This is a genomic window from Kitasatospora sp. NPDC059646, from assembly GCF_042734615.1.
Taxonomy (GTDB): Bacteria; Actinomycetota; Actinomycetes; order Streptomycetales; family Streptomycetaceae; genus Kitasatospora.
Genome location: NZ_JBHWDS010000028.1, coordinates 39,324 through 54,181, shown reverse-complemented (window position 1 = coordinate 54,181; position 14,858 = coordinate 39,324). Strand labels below are relative to the sequence as shown.

The window sequence follows — 14,858 nt, the reverse complement described above, 5'->3', positions numbered from 1 at the left end:
CGTCAGCTCATCGTCCGGCCGACCGGCTCGACGCCCAGGGGGAGGCTCGCACTGCGGGCCTCCCCCTCGCGTATCACGGCCGGGGCGAGGGGCGCGGTGGCACCGAGCGCGAGGGCGGCTGCGGGGGTGGCCCCGCCGACGGCAGGCCTGCCCGCGGTGGCCGGGGCGGCGGCGGACGTCGCGACCACGGTGGTGGCGGGGCGGTGGGCCGGACGCTGGCCGAGCAGGGTGGAGCTGAGCGCGAGGGCCATGCCCAGCAGCTGCAGCGCGGTGAGGGACTGGCCGAGGGCGGCCCAGCCGATCACCGCCGCCGACACCGGACTGAGCAGGCCCAGGAAGGCGACCGAGGTGGCGGGCAGGCGCCCGATGCCGCGGAACCAGACCCAGTACGCCAGCGCCGTGTTGGCCACCGCGAGGTAGCCGTACCCCAGCAGGTTGGCGCCGTCGAGCGCCGGCGGGGCACCTTCCACCAGCGCGGCGACCGGGAGCAGCAGCAGACCGCCGGCCGTAAGCTGCCAGCCCGTCAGGGCCAGCGGGCCGACGCCCTCCGGGCGGCCCCAGCGCTTGGTGAGCACCGTGCCGGCGGCCATCGCCCCGGCCCCGGCGAGGCCGGCGAGCACGCCTATGGCGTCCAGCCGGGCGGTGGCGCGCAGCACCACCAGGGCCACGCCGAACACGCCGACGGTGCCCGCGAGCAGGGCGCGCCGCCCGAACCGCTCCCCCAGCAGCGGCACGGCCAGCCCGGCGGCCAGCAGCGGCTGTATCGCACCGAGGACGGCGGCCACACCGCCGGGCAGGCGATAGGCGGCGACGAAGAGCAGGGCGAAGAAGACGCCGATGTTGAGCGCGCCCAGGACCGCCGAGCGCCACCACCAGGAGCCGCTGGGGAGCCGTCGGGTGACGGCCAGCAGGACCAGGCCGGCGGGCAGGGCGCGCAAGGTCGCGGTGAGCAACGGCCGGTCTGCGGGGAGCAGTTCGGTCGTCACGGCATAGGTGGAGCCCCACGCGAGCGGGGCGAGCGCGGTGAGAGCTACGGTTCGCATGACAGATAGCTTAGCGCCAAGCTACTTGCTGTCGAGTCAATTAACGGAAGGAATCTCGGCGATCAGCCACTCACTCCCGAGCCGCCCTGTGCCACACTGGCGAAATGGACCGACTGGACCTCCGCAGCACCGCGCACGACCCGGTGGACACGATCGCCGACCAGTGGCGGCACGAGCGCCCCGACCTCGCCGACCGGACCGAGGCGATGGCCGCCTTCGGCCGCGTGCACCGGCTCTCCCGCGCGGTCGGCGACCTGATGGAGCAGGCCTACGCGCCGTACGGCATCGGCCGCGGCGAGTTCGACGTCCTGGCCACGCTGCGCCGCGCCGGGGAGCCGTTCTCACTGTCGCCGCGCGAGCTGACCGCCACCCTGATGCTCACCACCGGCGGGATGACCGGCCGCCTGGACAAGCTGGAGCGGGCCGGCCTGGTCACCCGCTCCCCCGACCCGAACGACCGGCGCGGCCTGCGGATCACCCTCACCGACCACGGCCGGGAGACGGTCGACCAGGCGGTGGCCGCCGGAACCGCCGTCCAGCAGCGGATCATCGACCGGCTCGGCGAGCAGCGACTGGCCGAGCTGAACGCGCTGCTCAGGGACTTGCTGCACAGCGTGGAGACCACCCCGCACCCCGCCTCGGCACGCCCCTGACCGCCCGCCCCTGACATCCGGTCAGGACCGCCTACTACCAAGCCCGTTCGGCGCGCTACCGTGGGAACGTGCCCGAACCGACCGCCCTCGACTCCGCGCCGTCCGGCCCCGTGGACGCCTTCCAGGCGGAGCGCCGTTACCTGGGTTCGATCGCCTACCGCCTGCTGGGTTCGGTGGCCGACGCCGAGGACGTGCTGCAGGAGGCCTGGCTGCGCTGGCAGTCCGCCGACCGGTCGGGAATCGCCGAGCCGCGCGCCTACCTGACCACCGTGGTGACCAGGCTCTGCTACGACCAGCTGGGCTCGGCCCGGGCCCGCCGCGAGGCGTACTACGGCGAGTGGCTGCCGGAGCCGCTGCTGACCACCGAGGACTCCCCCGCCGAACTGGCCGAGGTCGGTGAGGCGGTGTCGGTCGCGATGCTGGCGGTGATGGAGCAGCTGACACCGGCCGAGCGTGCGGCGTTCGTCCTGCACGACGTGTTCGCGGTGGGCTTCGAGGAGATCGCCTCGGCGTTGGACCGCTCCCCCGAGGCCGCACGGCAGCTCGCCTCCCGGGCCCGCCGCCGGGTGCGGGACGGCGGCCGCCACAGCACCGTCGACCCCGCCGAGCACCGCCAGGTGGTGTCGGCGTTCATCGACGCGGCGACCGGCGGCGACCTGATGACGCTGATGGAGGTGCTCGACCCGGAAGTGGTCTGGCACGCCGACGGCGGCGGCATCGTCCGCGCGGCCCGCCGTCCGCTGGCCGGCGCGATCCACGTGGGCCGCCTGGTGCGCAAGCTCAGCGAGCGTTCCGTGGACCCGGACCGCCCGCTGGTGCCGGCGCTGGTCAACGGCGAGACGGGTGCCGTCTGGCACTCGGCGCCCGGGGTGGTCGGGGGCGTGATGGCGTTCACCGTCGAGAACCGCCGGATCACCTCGGCGTACGTGATGGTCAACCCGGAGAAGCTCACCCACCTGTCGGGGGCGTGACGCAGGTCACCGTCACACTCCGGCGGGCTGCTCCGTCCCCCTTCCGTATCCGCCACCGGCGGAGTCCGTGAAGGAGGACGAGATGACCGGCAAGCACATCGTGGTGATCGGCGCGGGCTACGCGGGGCTGTCCGCCGCCGCCGGAATCGGGCGCGGCCCGGACCAGGTCACCCTGATCGCCCCGGAGCGGCGCTTCGCCCACCGGGTGCGCCAGCACGAGATCGCCGCCGGCCGCCGGGTCTCCCGCCCCGAGATCGCACACGTGTTGCGCGGCCGCAAGGTCGACCACCGCGCCACCCGGGTCGTCGAACTCGACCTGGCCGGGCGGAAGGTGGCCACCGAGGACGGCGAGCGGATCGCATACGACACCCTGGTGTACGCGCTGGGCAGCCGGGTCGCCTGGAGCGGCGTCCCCGGCGCGGCCGAGCACGCGTACTCGGCGGACCGCGCCGAGGAGCTGCACCGCCGGATCGCCGGCGCTCCCGCGCCCGGGACGATCGCGGTGGTCGGCGGCGGCGCCACCGGCATCGAGCTGGCCACCGAACTCGCCGAGGCCTACCCCGCCTGGCAGGTCCGCCTGGTGGCGTCCGGCCAGGTCGGCGGCTGGCTGTCGGCCCGCGGCCGGGCGCACGTCCTGGCGGTGCTCGGCCGACTCGGCGCCCGGGTGGACGAGGGGCGCCAGGTCACCGCCGTCACCGCGGCCGGACTGGAGACCCCGGCCGGCCCGGTCCCCGCCGACGTGGTGGTGTGGGCCGGCTCGCTGGAGCCGCACCCGCTGGCCGCCGCATCCGGCCTGGCCGTGACCGAGAGCGGTCGCGCGGTGGTGGACGACCACCTGCGCTCGGTGTCGCACCCCGACGTGTACGTGATCGGAGACGCCGCCGCCGTCGAGATTCCCGGCATCGGGCAGCTGCGGATGGCCTGCGCCACCGCCCAGCCGCAGGGCCGCTACCTGGGCAGGCTGCTCGGCGGACGCACCGACAAGCCGTTCTCGTACCGGTACGCCCTCCAGTGCCTGAGCCTGGGCCGCGGCGAGGCGCTGGTCCAACTGATCCACGGCGACGACTCGATGCGGCCCCGGGTGGTGACCGGGGCGGCCGGACGGCTGGTCAAGGCGGCGATCGTCACCGGCCTGCCGCTGTCACTCCGCTGACCGCCCGTCGGCGGCCGCGCTTCCGGCCGCGCTGCTGGGCTTCCGGGCTGCCGGACCGCCGGAACACCGGCGGCAAAACGGCACCGGGCCGGGACCCCGCGTGGGGATCCCGGCCCGGTCGGGCGGCCGTGGGAGTTACTTCTTCTCCTTCGGCGCCTCGGCGTCCGTCGACAGCGCGGCGATGAAGGCCTCCTGCGGGACCTCCACGCGGCCGACCATCTTCATCCGCTTCTTGCCTTCCTTCTGCTTCTCCAGCAGCTTGCGCTTGCGCGAGATGTCACCGCCGTAGCACTTGGCGAGAACGTCCTTGCGGATTGCGCGGACCGTCTCACGGGCGATCACCCGGGAGCCGATCGCGGCCTGGATCGGCACCTCGAACTGCTGGCGCGGGATCAGCTTCTGCAGCTTGCCGGCCATCATCACGCCGTAGTTGTAGGCCTTGTCCTTGTGCACGATCGCGGAGAACGCGTCCACCGCGTCGCCGTGCAGCAGGATGTCGACCTTGACCAGGTTGGCGGTCTGCTCGCCGATGGGCTCGTAGTCCAGCGAGGCGTAGCCGCGGGTCTTGGACTTCAGCTGGTCGAAGAAGTCGAAGACGATCTCGGCCAGCGGCAGGGTGTAGCGCAGCTCCACCCGGTCCTCGGAGAGGTAGTCCATGCCCTGCAGGTTGCCGCGGCGGGACTGGCAGAGCTCCATGATCGCGCCGACGAACTCGTTGGGCGCCAGGATGGTGCCGCGCACGACCGGCTCGTACACCTCGGCGATCTTGCCGGTGGGGAACTCGCTCGGGTTGGTGACGGTGTGCTCGGTGCCGTCCTCCATGATCACCCGGTAGATCACGTTCGGGGCGGTGGAGATCAGGTCGAGGTTGAACTCGCGCTCCAGGCGCTCCCGGATGATCTCCAGGTGCAGCAGGCCGAGGAAGCCGCAGCGGTAGCCGAAGCCGAGCGCGACCGAGGTCTCCGGCTCGTAGACCAGCGCGGCGTCGTTCAGACGCAGCTTGTCCAGGGCGTCGCGGAGCAGCGGGTAGTCCGAGCCGTCCAGCGGGTACAGGCCGGAGAACACCATCGGGCGCGGGTCCTTGTAGCCGCCGAGCGGCTCGGTGGCGCCCTTGTTCTGCGAGGTGATCGTGTCACCGACCTTGGACTGCCGGACGTCCTTCACACCGGTGATGATGTAGCCCACCTCGCCGACGCCGAGGCCGTCGGCGACCTTCGGCTCGGGCGAGATGACGCCGATCTCCAGCAGCTCGTGGGTCGCGCCGGTGGACATCATGGCGATCCGCTCGCGCTTGGTGAGCTGGCCGTCGACCACTCGCACGTAGGTGACCACGCCGCGGTAGGCGTCGTACACCGAGTCGAAGATCATCGCGCGGGCCGGGGCGTCCTTGGCGCCGACCGGGGCGGGGATCTTCTCGACCACGTGGTCGAGCAGGTCCTCGACGCCGAGGCCGGTCTTCGCGGAGACCTTCAGCACGTCGTCCGGGTCGCAGCCGATGATGTGCGCGATCTCCGCCGCGTACTTCTCGGGCTGGGCGGCCGGCAGGTCGATCTTGTTGAGCACCGGGATGATGGTGAGGTCGTTCTCCAGCGCCAGGTACAGGTTGGCGAGGGTCTGCGCCTCGATGCCCTGGGCCGCGTCGACCACCAGGATGGTTCCCTCGCAGGCCGCGAGGGAGCGGGACACCTCGTACGTGAAGTCCACGTGGCCGGGGGTGTCGATCATGTTGAGGATGTGCGTCCGGCCCGCGTTCTCACCGGTCCGCGGCGCCCACGGCAGGCGGACCGCCTGGGACTTGATGGTGATGCCGCGCTCGCGCTCGATGTCCATCCGGTCGAGGTACTGGGCGCGCATCTGCCGGGGGTCCACCACGCCGGTGATCTGCAGCATCCGGTCGGCGAGCGTCGACTTGCCGTGGTCGATGTGGGCGATGATGCAGAAGTTGCGGATCACCGCCGGGTCAGTACGGCTGGGCTCTGGCACGTTGCTGGGGGTCGCGGGCACCTTGGTCCGATTTCTGATCCGATCAATATGGTTCCGTCCATCCTCCCATGCCCGAGGCCGACCGGTCCTTCCGCCCGGGCGGGCATGCGGCACGATCACCGCATGATCCTGGAAAGCGCCCTGCTCGACGTCCGCCCCGGCCAGGAGGACGGCTTCCTCGCCGCCTTCGCCGAGGCCCGCCCACTGATCGCCCGCCAGCGGGGGTTCCGCTCGCTCGAACTGCGCCGTTGCCTGGACGACGGACGCACCTCGCGCTTCCTGCTCCAGGTCGGGTGGGAGACCCTGGAGGACCACACCGAGGGCTTCCGCCGCTCCCCCGAGTACGCGCGCTGGCGCGAACTGCTGCACCACTACTACGACCCGTTCCCGCTGGTCGAGCACTACGGCGAGCCGCTGATCAGCGCCTGACGGCCCGCCGGTCGCGCGGCGGCCGCCCCACCCGGCCCTCCGGTTTGGGCCGGTCGGGGCGGCCCTGGTAGCGTGGGCGGCTGCACTCCGCCCTCGGCATGCCCTCTCAGCAGGTCCGGGCGGCGCGCGGTGCAAACCCGTTGAACTGCCGATTCACACAGACTGAGGCTCTTTCGTGGCGAACATCAAGTCCCAGATCAAGCGCAACAAGACCAACGAGAAGGCGCGCCTGCGCAACAAGGCCGTCAAGTCCTCGCTGAAGACCGCTCTGCGCAAGGCCCGCGAGGCCGCTGCCGCCGGTGAGAACGAGAAGGCCGTCGAGCTCGCTCGCGCCGCCTCCAAGGCCCTCGACAAGGCCGTCAGCAAGGGCATCATCCACAAGAACCAGGCCGCCAACAAGAAGTCGGCGATCACCAAGCGCGTCAACGTCGCTGCCTGACCCTGGTCCTTCCCGTACGGCCCGGCCGTACGAACCGGTGCTGCGGCACCACCCCGGACGGCGTGACTCAGCGGCCCTCTACCCGCCACCGCCGACCGTCCGCTCCCGGGAATCCGGCCCTCTACCCGGATTTCCGGCGAGCCGCACGACCCGTACCGCACGCGGCCTGCGTTCGCCACGCGGGTGCGGTACTCGATGAACCACCGGAAGCCCCCGCTCGGGGCGCTTCCCCAACTGCCCGCCCGGTCACCACCGGGCGGGCAGTTCGCGTTTCCGGCGAGGTCCGCCCGCCCCTTCGGCCGGCGGCCGTGGTACCCAACCGCCTTGGGCGGAAAGGGCATCGGCACGGACGGGCCGGCGGGGTAGGGTGCGGGGGTGCCTGACACTGCCCGTGCCTGACCGAGTACTCGGGGGAACGATGTCGACTCCGCCGCCGCATCAGCTCCAGGGCCACCACTCCACCAGCAGCTTCTCGCGCGGTTCCCGCAGCTCCCGGGTCTCCCCGACGGCCGGCGCCGGAGCGGGGAGGGTCACCACGATCGGGCCGGACGGGCCGATCGGCGGCAGGTCCGAACCGGGCGGGGACGGACCGGGCCCCGCCCGGAGGCAGACGGGGCGGGGGTTGTGGTGGGGCATCGGCGGCGCCCTGGTGGCCTCGGTGGTCTGGGCGGCAGCCGTCCTGATGGTCCCCTCGCTGGTCAACGGCGACTCGACACCGGCCAGGCCGACCGTGGCCGGCTACCGCGTCGTCGACGACCTGTGCACCACCGCGCGCCTGACCGCCTTCGGCCAGCTGTACCCGACCCCGTCGGGCAGCCCGTACCACTATTCGACGCACCACCGGGCGCTGGACGAGATGTACTGCAGCCAGTACCGCAAGAAGGTCGGCGGCGACCAGGACTACTACACGCTCTACCTGCAGGTGCAGCTCCATCACGAGGTGGATCCGCGCGCCGAGTTCGAGGCGCAGCGCGAGGGCCTGGCCCAACGCCGCTACCAGGTCAGCCCGGTGGCCGGCCTGGGCGACGAGGCGTACGTCGGCTACCTCGACGACCCCGGCCGGAGCGAGCCCGGCTGGCACTACCTCACCCAGGTCCTGTACGTCCGCCAGGGCGGCATGACCTGCTACACCAGCTGGTCCGCCTCCTACCAGGACGGCAGGGGCACGGCCCCCGACCGCGACCAGGTCCGCAACGCTCTCGTCTCCGACACCCGCGATCTTCTGCGTGCCCTCGGCGGATCCGCCTGACCCTCGTTCGACAGACCCCGACAGTTCCGCTGCACGGGGCTTCCGAGGCTAGTAGGGGCGGGAGCCGGACCGGGAGGCGCGGGCGACGGCGACCACGGCACGCTCCAGCGCGTACGCGGGGTCGTCGGATCCGCCCTTGACGGCGGCGTCGGCCTCGGCGACGGCGGTGAGGGCGGCGGCCACGCCGTCGCCCGTCCAGCCGCGCATCTGCTGGCGGACCCGGTCCACCTTCCACGGCGGCATGCCCAGCTCGCGGGCCAGGTCGCCGGGGCGCATGTTGCGGCCCGCGGTGGCGAGCCGGCCGATGCTGCGCACTCCGGAGGCGAGCGCGTAGGTGATGCCCGTCGGCGGCTGGCCGACGGCCAGCGCCCAGCGCAGCCGTTCCAGCGCCTCGGCGGCCCGGCCGGTGACGGCGAGGTCGGCCACCTCGAAGCCGGTCGCCTCGGCGCGGCCGCTGTAGTACTTGGCGACCGCTGTCTCGTCGATCGGCCCTTCGATGTCCGCGGTCAACTGGCTGCAAGCGGCGGCCAGTTCGCGCAGGTCGCTGCCCAGCGAGTCGAGCAGTGCCTGGCAGGCCTCCGGGCTGGCGGCCCGGCCCAGAGTGCGGAACTCGTTGCGGATGAACGCCAGCTTCTCGCTCGCCTTGGTGAGCTTGGCGCACTGGACCTCCCGCGCGCCCGCCTTCTTCGCCGCGTCCAGCAGTCCCTTGCCCTTGGCACCGCCGGCATGCACCAGCACCGTGATCACTTCTTCGGCCGGCGACTCCAGGTACGCCTTGACCTCCTTGACCGCGTCGGCCGAGAGGTCCTGCGCGGCCCGGACCACGATCACCTTCCGCTCCGCGAACAGCGAGGGCGTGGTCAGCTCGGCCAGCTGGCCCGGCTGCAGCGCGCCCGGCGCGAGGTCGCGCACGTCCGTCTCCGGATCCGCCGCCTTCGCCGCCGCCACCACCTCGGCGACTGCGCGGTCGAGCAGCAGCTCCTCCTGGCCGACCGCAACGGTCAGCGGGGCGAGCAGGTCGTCGGGTGCACTCTTCCTGGCCATCGCCTACCAGGATCGCACGCCGAGCCGACACCCCTGCCCCGGCACGTCCCCCCGCCCTCTCACCTGCACGTCCGGTCCGACCGACGCACCGGTCCGGATCGTGAGGTGGGGTCGCCGCAGCACGGTCTTCCGGGCTGGGGAGAATGATGTCGTGATCAAGAACAATGACCGTCAATTGCTCGTCCTTCCCGATCGCGATGCGGCGGAGGAGATTGCCGAGGAGTTGAGTGCGCGCTGGCCCGACCTGGGCGACGTCGAGGTGGTTCGCGACTCCCTCGCCGGGGAGGACGACGCCGAGGACGCCCAGTGGATCGTGGTCGTCGAGGCCCCCGAGGACGACGGCTGGACGCCGCGGCTGCTGACCGAACTCGACCGGCTCGTCGCCGAGCAGGACGGGTGGCGCGAGCAGGACTGACCCACCCTCGACTTCCGTTTGGTCCCCGCCCGAGCGAGGTGCACCCACACCCGCTCGGACGGGCGCTCTGCATCCGGCCGTCCGGGCCGCGACCGCTCCTGCTGCGACACTTCTTCCGCTTCAGGTGTCGCGGCATCAGCTGTGGGACGGGCGCTGGTGCGAGGCCACGGCCAGGGACCGTGCATCCCCCAGCACCGCGATGTCCCCCGCCCGGTCGGTGCGGACCACCGTCGCTCCGAGTGCCTTGAGCCCTGCCACCGTCTGCGGGGCCGGGTGCCCGTACGGGTTGCCGGTGCCGCAGGAGATCAGGGCCAGCCGCGGACGGAGCGCCGTCATCAACGCCCAGTCCTGGTTCGCCGATCCGTGGTGCGCGACCTTCAGGACGTCCACCCGTCCCAGTCCGGGAGGCCCGGGACCGCCGGGATACCCGGCCGGTCTGGCGAGGCCGACCGAATCCGCCCCTGCCTTGGCCGCACCTCCTGTTCCTGGCAGCGCTGTTGACGCGGTATCGACCGGCGTGGGCGGACCTCGCTCGTCCGGGCGCGCGGCCGGCGGCAACCCGAGGGTGAGCAGTGCTGCCTGGGCCGGGGGCTCCAGGTCGCCGAGCAGTGCCACCCGGATCGGGGCCGTCGCTGGGCCGAGGCTGGCGATGATGGCGATGCTGGAGTTGTTGGGACCGGTCGCGTCCGGGGCCTGCGGCGAGGACGGCCACACCACTTGCCAGCTGAGCTCGGCACCGGTGGTACGTCGCTCACCTCGCCGGGCACGCAGCACCGGGACCCGGTCGGCGGCCGCCCAACGCAGCACCCTGCCGTGTTCGCCCTCCGGTTCGTCCGAGGTGGTCACCTCGATCGCGCCGACCGACCGACCGCGCAGCACGCCCGGAATGCCCTCGGCGTGATCGGCATGGAAGTGGGTGAGGATCAGGACCGGCACCCTGGTCACCCCGAGTTCCCGCAGGCAGGCGTCGGCGGATTTGGGGTCGGGCCCGGCGTCCACCACCACGGCGCTGCCCGGTTCGACCGGGAGGACGGTCATGTCCCCCTGCCCGATGTCGCACATCGCCAGCCGCCAGCCTTCGGCGGGCCAGCCGGTGGCCAGCCGGGTGACGGCAGGCGGGCGCAGCAGGATCACCGGCAGCAGTACGGCGACGGCGAGCACGGACCACACCCTGGGCCGTCGATTCCTCGGCCGCCCGCCCAGCAGGGGCGGTAGTGCCCAGGCCAGCGCGACGATCACCACGACCAGCAGAGCCGAGCCGAACAGTCCGCCGGGCCAGGCCAGTTCGGCGCCTGGGAGCTCGGCGCCCCGCCGCGCGACGACGGCCAGCCATCCGACGGGGAGCGCGGCGAGATCTGCGAAGAACTCCGCGGCCCCCTTCGAGAAGGGCGCGATTGCGAGTGCGCCGAACCCGAGCAGGGTGGCGGGTGCGACCGCGATCTCCGCGAGCAGGTTGCAGGGCACTCCGACCAGGCTGACCCGCGGTGCCAGCAGGACGGTGACGGGAGAACAGAAGGCCTGCGCCGCGGCGGTGGCGCCGACCGCCGAGGCGAGGTGGTGGGGCCAGTGACGCGCCCGCAGCGCGGCCGTCCACCTCGGGCCGAGGATCAGCAGCCCCGCTGTCGCGAGCGCGGAGAGCAGGAACCCGTAGGACCGGGCCAGGTACGGATCGACCAGGATCAGGATCAGCACAGCGCCGGCCAGCGTGGGCACGCCGCGCCTCGGTCTGCCGGTGGCGAGGGCCAGTAGTCCGATCAGACCGGTGGCGGCGGCTCTGAGCACGCTCGGGTCCGGCCGGCAGATGGTGACGAACGCGAGTGTCAGCCCCGTTCCGAGCAGCGCTGTCGTGCGGAAGGAGAGCCCGAGCAGCCCGGCCAGTCCGCCGCGCCCGGGCACATCCGGGTCGCTCGGGGTGCCTCCGACCAGCACGGCCAGGATGATCGCGAGATTCGCCCCGCTCACTGCCACCAGGTGGCCGAGGTCGGTGGCTCGGAAGGCGTCCGCCAGTTCGTCCGGAAGCCTCGTCACATCGCCCACCACCAGTCCCGGGAGCAGTCCGCGAACGTCCGGCGACAGGTGGTCGCAGGCGTCGCGGAGTCCGCTGCGGAGCTGCGCGGCCACGCGCTGGGGGAGGCTGGGCGGCGCGAGGATCCTGGGTTGCCCCTGCGGGGCGAGCAGGGCCGCCGAGTCGGTTCGGGCCGCCCCGGCCGAGCCACCGCCCTCGGACGGATTCGCCGGCCGCTCCGGCAACACCTCGGCCCGGACTTCGAGGCGGGTCGAAGGGATCAACTGCTGCCACTTGTCCGCGTCCTGGGTGCGGATCAGCAGGGTGACGGGCGTTCTGGTGACGGTGGAGATCGCGCCTGCCTCCGGGGTGTCGGCCGGTGGGCGGACGCGGGTGACGAGGGCCGAGATGGTGAGGGTCGGCTGGGAGAGGGCGCTGCCGTGGGTGTGGGCCCCGTGCAGCTTGGGATCACCCGTGATGGTCGCTTCGACGGTGATCTGCGGATTGCTGGCTCGCCCGGCATCGCTATCGGACGAACCCGCCTGCTCGTCCCGATCGGTCGGCCTGTCCGGGCTGTCCGGGCTGTCCGGTGAGTCCGGCTCTCCCCGGGCGGGCGGCCTGTCCGGGTGCGCCAGGGCCGGCAGCGGGCCCCGGTGCAGGTCGGCGGTGTGGAGGACGGTGGTGGTTGCTGCTGCCGCCGCGGTGAGCAGGACGGCGGCCGTGAGTCGGTGGATCGAACGGCGGGGTCCTTTCGAGGTGAGAAGGGCGAAGGCGGTCATGCCGCCGGCCAGGGCGCACAGGAGCAGCGCCGGACGGTGTCTCGGGTCCAGGCCGAGGACGGTGGCGGTGACCAGCCAGACGGTGACCGCCGGGAGGAGGAGCCGGTAGTCGGTCCGTTCGGGGACAGTGGAGGGCTGGGCCGGCATGACGGCACCTCCTCTCGGTGTGGTTGATGGTCGATTTGTTGATTTGGAGGCTGATGGATCGTCGGTGCGGCCGGGCCGCCTCAACCGGCTGGTGCGAGCAGCAGATCCGTGCCTGGCGGGCAAGGAGCGGAAGGCGGCGGACGGGCCCGGGACAGAGCAGCGCGAGCAGCGGCCTCCCGCGCGGATTCGCACGCAGGGGCTTCGCTCACCGGGTCGGGAGCTAGAGCATCGGGTGGCCTCCGGGCGGGAGCGGGGCGGGGCACGGGTCAGAGGGTCAGCAGCGGCTTGAGGTCCTCGTACTTCCGGGGGCCGATCCCCGGGACGTGGCGGAGTTGGTCGACGGACTGGAACGGCCCGTGAGCCAGGCGGTACTGCAGGATGCGCTGGGCCAGGGCCGGCCCCACGCCCGGCAGTGTGTCGAGTTGTTCGGCACTGGAGTGGTTGAGGCTGATGGGGCCGGCGGGGGCGGCAGGTACACCGCCGGCGAGGTTTTCGGCGCCTACGAGAATCTGTTCTCCATCGGTGAGTTGGCGGGCGAGGTTGAGGGAGCTGGTGTCCGTCCCGGCGAGCGGGCCGCCGGCTGCGGTCAGGGCATCGGCGACCCGTGAACCTGCGGGGAGGGTTCGTAGGCCGGGGTGCTGGACCTTGCCGGCGATGTCGACGACCAGGGCGGGGCCGGCTTGATGGTGTGCGGGCGCTCCTTCCGTGCCGGGGTCGGCGGTGGATTCGGAGATGGAGATGGCGGGGACGGGGACGGGGTGCGGCCGGCCGAGCCAGAAGTGCTGCGCGGCATAGCCGATGGCGAGAACGAGCAGGACGGTGAGGCCGAGGACGGCCCGGCGGTCAAGGGCGAAGGCTGCGGGAAGGCGGAACCGCAGCGGGAGGCGCGGCTGGTCGGAGTGGTGGGACACGGGCGTGCGTTCCGGAACTGACGTGGCGTCGGGCCAGGGCGGGTCCGGATCCGACGGGTGGTCGGCCCAGCCGCCCGGCGGGGCATCGAATGCTGTCTCCGGCGCCGAGTCCGGGCCGGACACCGCAGCAGGCGGATCGCGCTCCGGAACCGCACCGGGCTGAGCGGCCGGCCGTCCGAACTCCGCTTGGGTGGGCCTCGGAACGGTCGCGTCGGCCGAGCGGGCGGGTGCCCCGTATCGCGCGAGAATGCGTGCCGACGACAGCGCATGCGGTGGTTCGGGGGAGGATGTCGCCCGGGCTGGCGCCTGCTCGGGTTCGGATGCGGCGTGGATGTCGCCTGCTGTCGTGTCGGCCACGACGTCCGCCGCGGCCTCGGACCACGACGCGCAGGCAACCGTCTCGATGCTCGACCCCGAATGGTCGAGATCTGCGGGCACAGCGGGTGGGAAGAGCAGGCCGAGGCGGGCTCGGGTGGTGGCGACAGCCTGGCGGCGGCGGGCCTGGGGTGTGGTGATGGTCCTCATGGCGAGGACAGTAGGGCGGGCCTGACGTGGGCTCAGGAAATTTGCCCGCCCCTGTGGACAACTCGGCCCTGTGGATAACTCTTGTCGCTCGGACGAGTGAGTTTGACCCCGCTCAGCCCGTGGAGCCGACGACCGGTGCCACCACGACAGCCAGCAGGCCGGGCCCGACGTGCGCGCCGATGACCGCGCCGACCTCGCTGACGTAGAGCTCGTTCAGCTTCGGCACCCGCTCGCGCAACCGTTCGGCCAGCGCCTCGGCCCGATCCTCTGCCGCCAGGTGATGGACGGCGACGTCCACCGTCCGGTCCCCCGCGTGTTCGACGGCGATCTCTTCGAGCCGGGCGATGGCCCGGGAAGCCGTGCGGACCTTCTCCAGCGGCTCGATCCGGCCGCCGGTCAGGTGGAGCAGCGGCTTCACTGCCAGTGCGGATCCGACCAACGCCTGGGCGGTTCCGATACGCCCGCCACGCCGCAGGTGTTCCAGCGTGTCGACGTAGAAGAAGCCGCTGGTGGCCTCGGCGCGCCGCTCGGCGGCGGAGGCGACCCGGTCCAGATCCGCCTCGGTGGTGCGACTGCCATCGGCTTCGACGCCACGGGCAGTCGTCTCCACCCAGGAATCGTCCAGAGCGCCGGCGATTTCGGCGGCAGCCAGCACGCAGCTTCCCAGCGCCATGCCGACCAGCCGGCTGTCGACCACCCGTACCGGGACGGGGGCGGTGGCGGCCGCCAGTCGGGCCGCCTCCGCGGTACCGGAGAGTTCCGCGGAGATGTGGACGGAGACGATTCCGCGGGCGCCGGCGTCGGCAGCCGCCCGGTAGGCGGCCGTGAACGTTTCGGGACTGGGCCTGGACGTCGTCACCCGCTGCTTGGCTCGCAGGGCCTCGGCGACGTCCTTCGGGGAGATCTCGACGCCTTCCGCGAAGACCTCGTCGCCGACCGCGACGCTGAGCGGTACCACCTGGATACGGTGCCGGTCCACCGCTTCTTGGGGCAGATACGCGGTGGAATCCGTGACAAGTGCGAGGTGGCCGAGCATGAGGCGGAGGTTACCCGCCGCAGCGCCAGGATGACAGTGCCCGTCCTGTGGTGGTTTGACCTCCGCGACAGCGGGT

14 protein-coding genes are annotated in these 14,858 nt (G+C 72.5%); 7 read left to right on the top strand and 7 right to left on the bottom strand.

Going from position 1 to position 14,858, the window contains the following annotated elements:
- Window positions 1-2: 2 nt before the first annotated feature.
- On the bottom strand, window positions 3-1,043 hold the full coding sequence (locus tag ACFV1L_RS20765; protein ID WP_380367788.1) for an EamA family transporter: 1,041 nt from the start codon (window positions 1,041-1,043) through the stop codon (window positions 3-5).
- A 104-nt stretch (window positions 1,044-1,147) separates the two neighbouring features.
- Here ACFV1L_RS20765 and ACFV1L_RS20760 point away from each other — a divergent pair, with 104 nt between their 5' ends.
- The 3 genes from ACFV1L_RS20760 to ACFV1L_RS20750 all read left to right on the top strand — a co-directional run bounded on the left by ACFV1L_RS20760 (window position 1,148) and on the right by ACFV1L_RS20750 (window position 3,820).
- Complete coding sequence (locus ACFV1L_RS20760) at window positions 1,148-1,696, top strand: MarR family winged helix-turn-helix transcriptional regulator (RefSeq protein ID WP_380367787.1); 549 nt, start codon at window positions 1,148-1,150, stop codon at window positions 1,694-1,696.
- Between the two features lie 68 nt (window positions 1,697-1,764).
- A complete protein-coding gene (sigJ, locus tag ACFV1L_RS20755; protein WP_380367785.1) occupies window positions 1,765-2,667 on the top strand; it encodes an RNA polymerase sigma factor SigJ in 903 nt (300 codons plus the stop codon).
- Between the two features lie 82 nt (window positions 2,668-2,749).
- Entirely contained in the window at window positions 2,750-3,820 is a 1,071-nt protein-coding gene (locus ACFV1L_RS20750) for an NAD(P)/FAD-dependent oxidoreductase (protein WP_380367784.1), read from the top strand.
- Window positions 3,821-3,955: 135 nt separating this feature from the next.
- Here the strand turns inward: ACFV1L_RS20750 and lepA are convergent, their stop codons facing one another.
- A complete protein-coding gene (gene lepA / locus ACFV1L_RS20745; protein WP_380367782.1) occupies window positions 3,956-5,824 on the bottom strand; it encodes a translation elongation factor 4 in 1,869 nt (622 codons plus the stop codon).
- Window positions 5,825-5,926: 102 nt separating this feature from the next.
- On the opposite strand from lepA, the gene ACFV1L_RS20740 reads away from it, so the two are divergent.
- On the top strand, window positions 5,927-6,232 hold the full coding sequence (locus ACFV1L_RS20740) for an antibiotic biosynthesis monooxygenase family protein (RefSeq protein ID WP_380367780.1): 306 nt from the start codon (window positions 5,927-5,929) through the stop codon (window positions 6,230-6,232).
- 175 nt (window positions 6,233-6,407) lie between these two features.
- Entirely contained in the window at window positions 6,408-6,671 is a 264-nt protein-coding gene (rpsT, locus tag ACFV1L_RS20735; RefSeq protein WP_035862702.1) for a 30S ribosomal protein S20, read from the top strand.
- Between the two features lie 438 nt (window positions 6,672-7,109).
- Here rpsT and ACFV1L_RS20730 read toward each other — a convergent pair whose 3' ends face one another.
- The gene (locus ACFV1L_RS20730) at window positions 7,110-7,307 is read right to left on the bottom strand and encodes a hypothetical protein (RefSeq protein ID WP_380367778.1); all 198 of its coding nucleotides are present in this window, start codon (window positions 7,305-7,307) and stop codon (window positions 7,110-7,112) included.
- Between ACFV1L_RS20730 and ACFV1L_RS20725 the strand changes: the two genes are divergently transcribed.
- Window positions 7,294-7,920, top strand: coding sequence for a hypothetical protein (locus ACFV1L_RS20725; protein ID WP_380367777.1), 627 nt, complete (start codon window positions 7,294-7,296; stop codon window positions 7,918-7,920). The genes ACFV1L_RS20730 and ACFV1L_RS20725 overlap by 14 nt on opposite strands.
- A 48-nt stretch (window positions 7,921-7,968) precedes the next feature.
- Here the strand turns inward: ACFV1L_RS20725 and holA are convergent, their stop codons facing one another.
- Entirely contained in the window at window positions 7,969-8,964 is a 996-nt protein-coding gene (gene holA / locus ACFV1L_RS20720) for a DNA polymerase III subunit delta (RefSeq protein WP_380367775.1), read from the bottom strand.
- Window positions 8,965-9,115: 151 nt separating this feature from the next.
- Between holA and ACFV1L_RS20715 the strand changes: the two genes are divergently transcribed.
- Entirely contained in the window at window positions 9,116-9,379 is a 264-nt protein-coding gene (locus tag ACFV1L_RS20715) for a hypothetical protein (protein WP_380367774.1), read from the top strand.
- 135 nt (window positions 9,380-9,514) lie between these two features.
- On the opposite strand, the gene ACFV1L_RS20710 is transcribed toward ACFV1L_RS20715, so the two are convergent.
- From ACFV1L_RS20710 to ACFV1L_RS20700, 3 genes are all read right to left on the bottom strand, one after another.
- On the bottom strand, window positions 9,515-12,310 hold the full coding sequence (locus tag ACFV1L_RS20710; protein ID WP_380367772.1) for a ComEC/Rec2 family competence protein: 2,796 nt from the start codon (window positions 12,308-12,310) through the stop codon (window positions 9,515-9,517).
- Between the two features lie 266 nt (window positions 12,311-12,576).
- Window positions 12,577-13,746, bottom strand: a complete 1,170-nt coding sequence (locus ACFV1L_RS20705) for a helix-hairpin-helix domain-containing protein (RefSeq protein WP_380367770.1) — start codon at window positions 13,744-13,746, stop codon at window positions 12,577-12,579.
- Window positions 13,747-13,858: 112 nt separating this feature from the next.
- Complete coding sequence (locus ACFV1L_RS20700; RefSeq protein WP_380367768.1) at window positions 13,859-14,782, bottom strand: DegV family protein; 924 nt, start codon at window positions 14,780-14,782, stop codon at window positions 13,859-13,861.
- Window positions 14,783-14,858: the final 76 nt, after the last annotated feature.

Excerpts from the sequence above, each read along its gene's own strand:
- ACFV1L_RS20705 (WP_380367770.1), bottom strand. The coding sequence starts at position 13,746 with ATGAGGACCATCACCACACCCCAGGCCCGCCGCCGCCAGGCTGTCGCC.
- ACFV1L_RS20710 (WP_380367772.1), bottom strand. The coding sequence starts at position 12,310 with ATGCCGGCCCAGCCCTCCACTGTCCCCGAACGGACCGACTACCGGCTC.
- ACFV1L_RS20750 (WP_380367784.1), top strand. The coding sequence starts at position 2,750 with ATGACCGGCAAGCACATCGTGGTGATCGGCGCGGGCTACGCGGGGCTG.
- ACFV1L_RS20760 (WP_380367787.1), top strand. The coding sequence starts at position 1,148 with ATGGACCGACTGGACCTCCGCAGCACCGCGCACGACCCGGTGGACACG.
- ACFV1L_RS20740 (WP_380367780.1), top strand. The coding sequence starts at position 5,927 with ATGATCCTGGAAAGCGCCCTGCTCGACGTCCGCCCCGGCCAGGAGGAC.
- ACFV1L_RS20765 (WP_380367788.1), bottom strand. The coding sequence starts at position 1,043 with ATGCGAACCGTAGCTCTCACCGCGCTCGCCCCGCTCGCGTGGGGCTCC.
- ACFV1L_RS20730 (WP_380367778.1), bottom strand. The coding sequence starts at position 7,307 with ATGCCCCACCACAACCCCCGCCCCGTCTGCCTCCGGGCGGGGCCCGGT.
- holA (WP_380367775.1), bottom strand. The coding sequence starts at position 8,964 with ATGGCCAGGAAGAGTGCACCCGACGACCTGCTCGCCCCGCTGACCGTT.
- ACFV1L_RS20700 (WP_380367768.1), bottom strand. The coding sequence starts at position 14,782 with ATGCTCGGCCACCTCGCACTTGTCACGGATTCCACCGCGTATCTGCCC.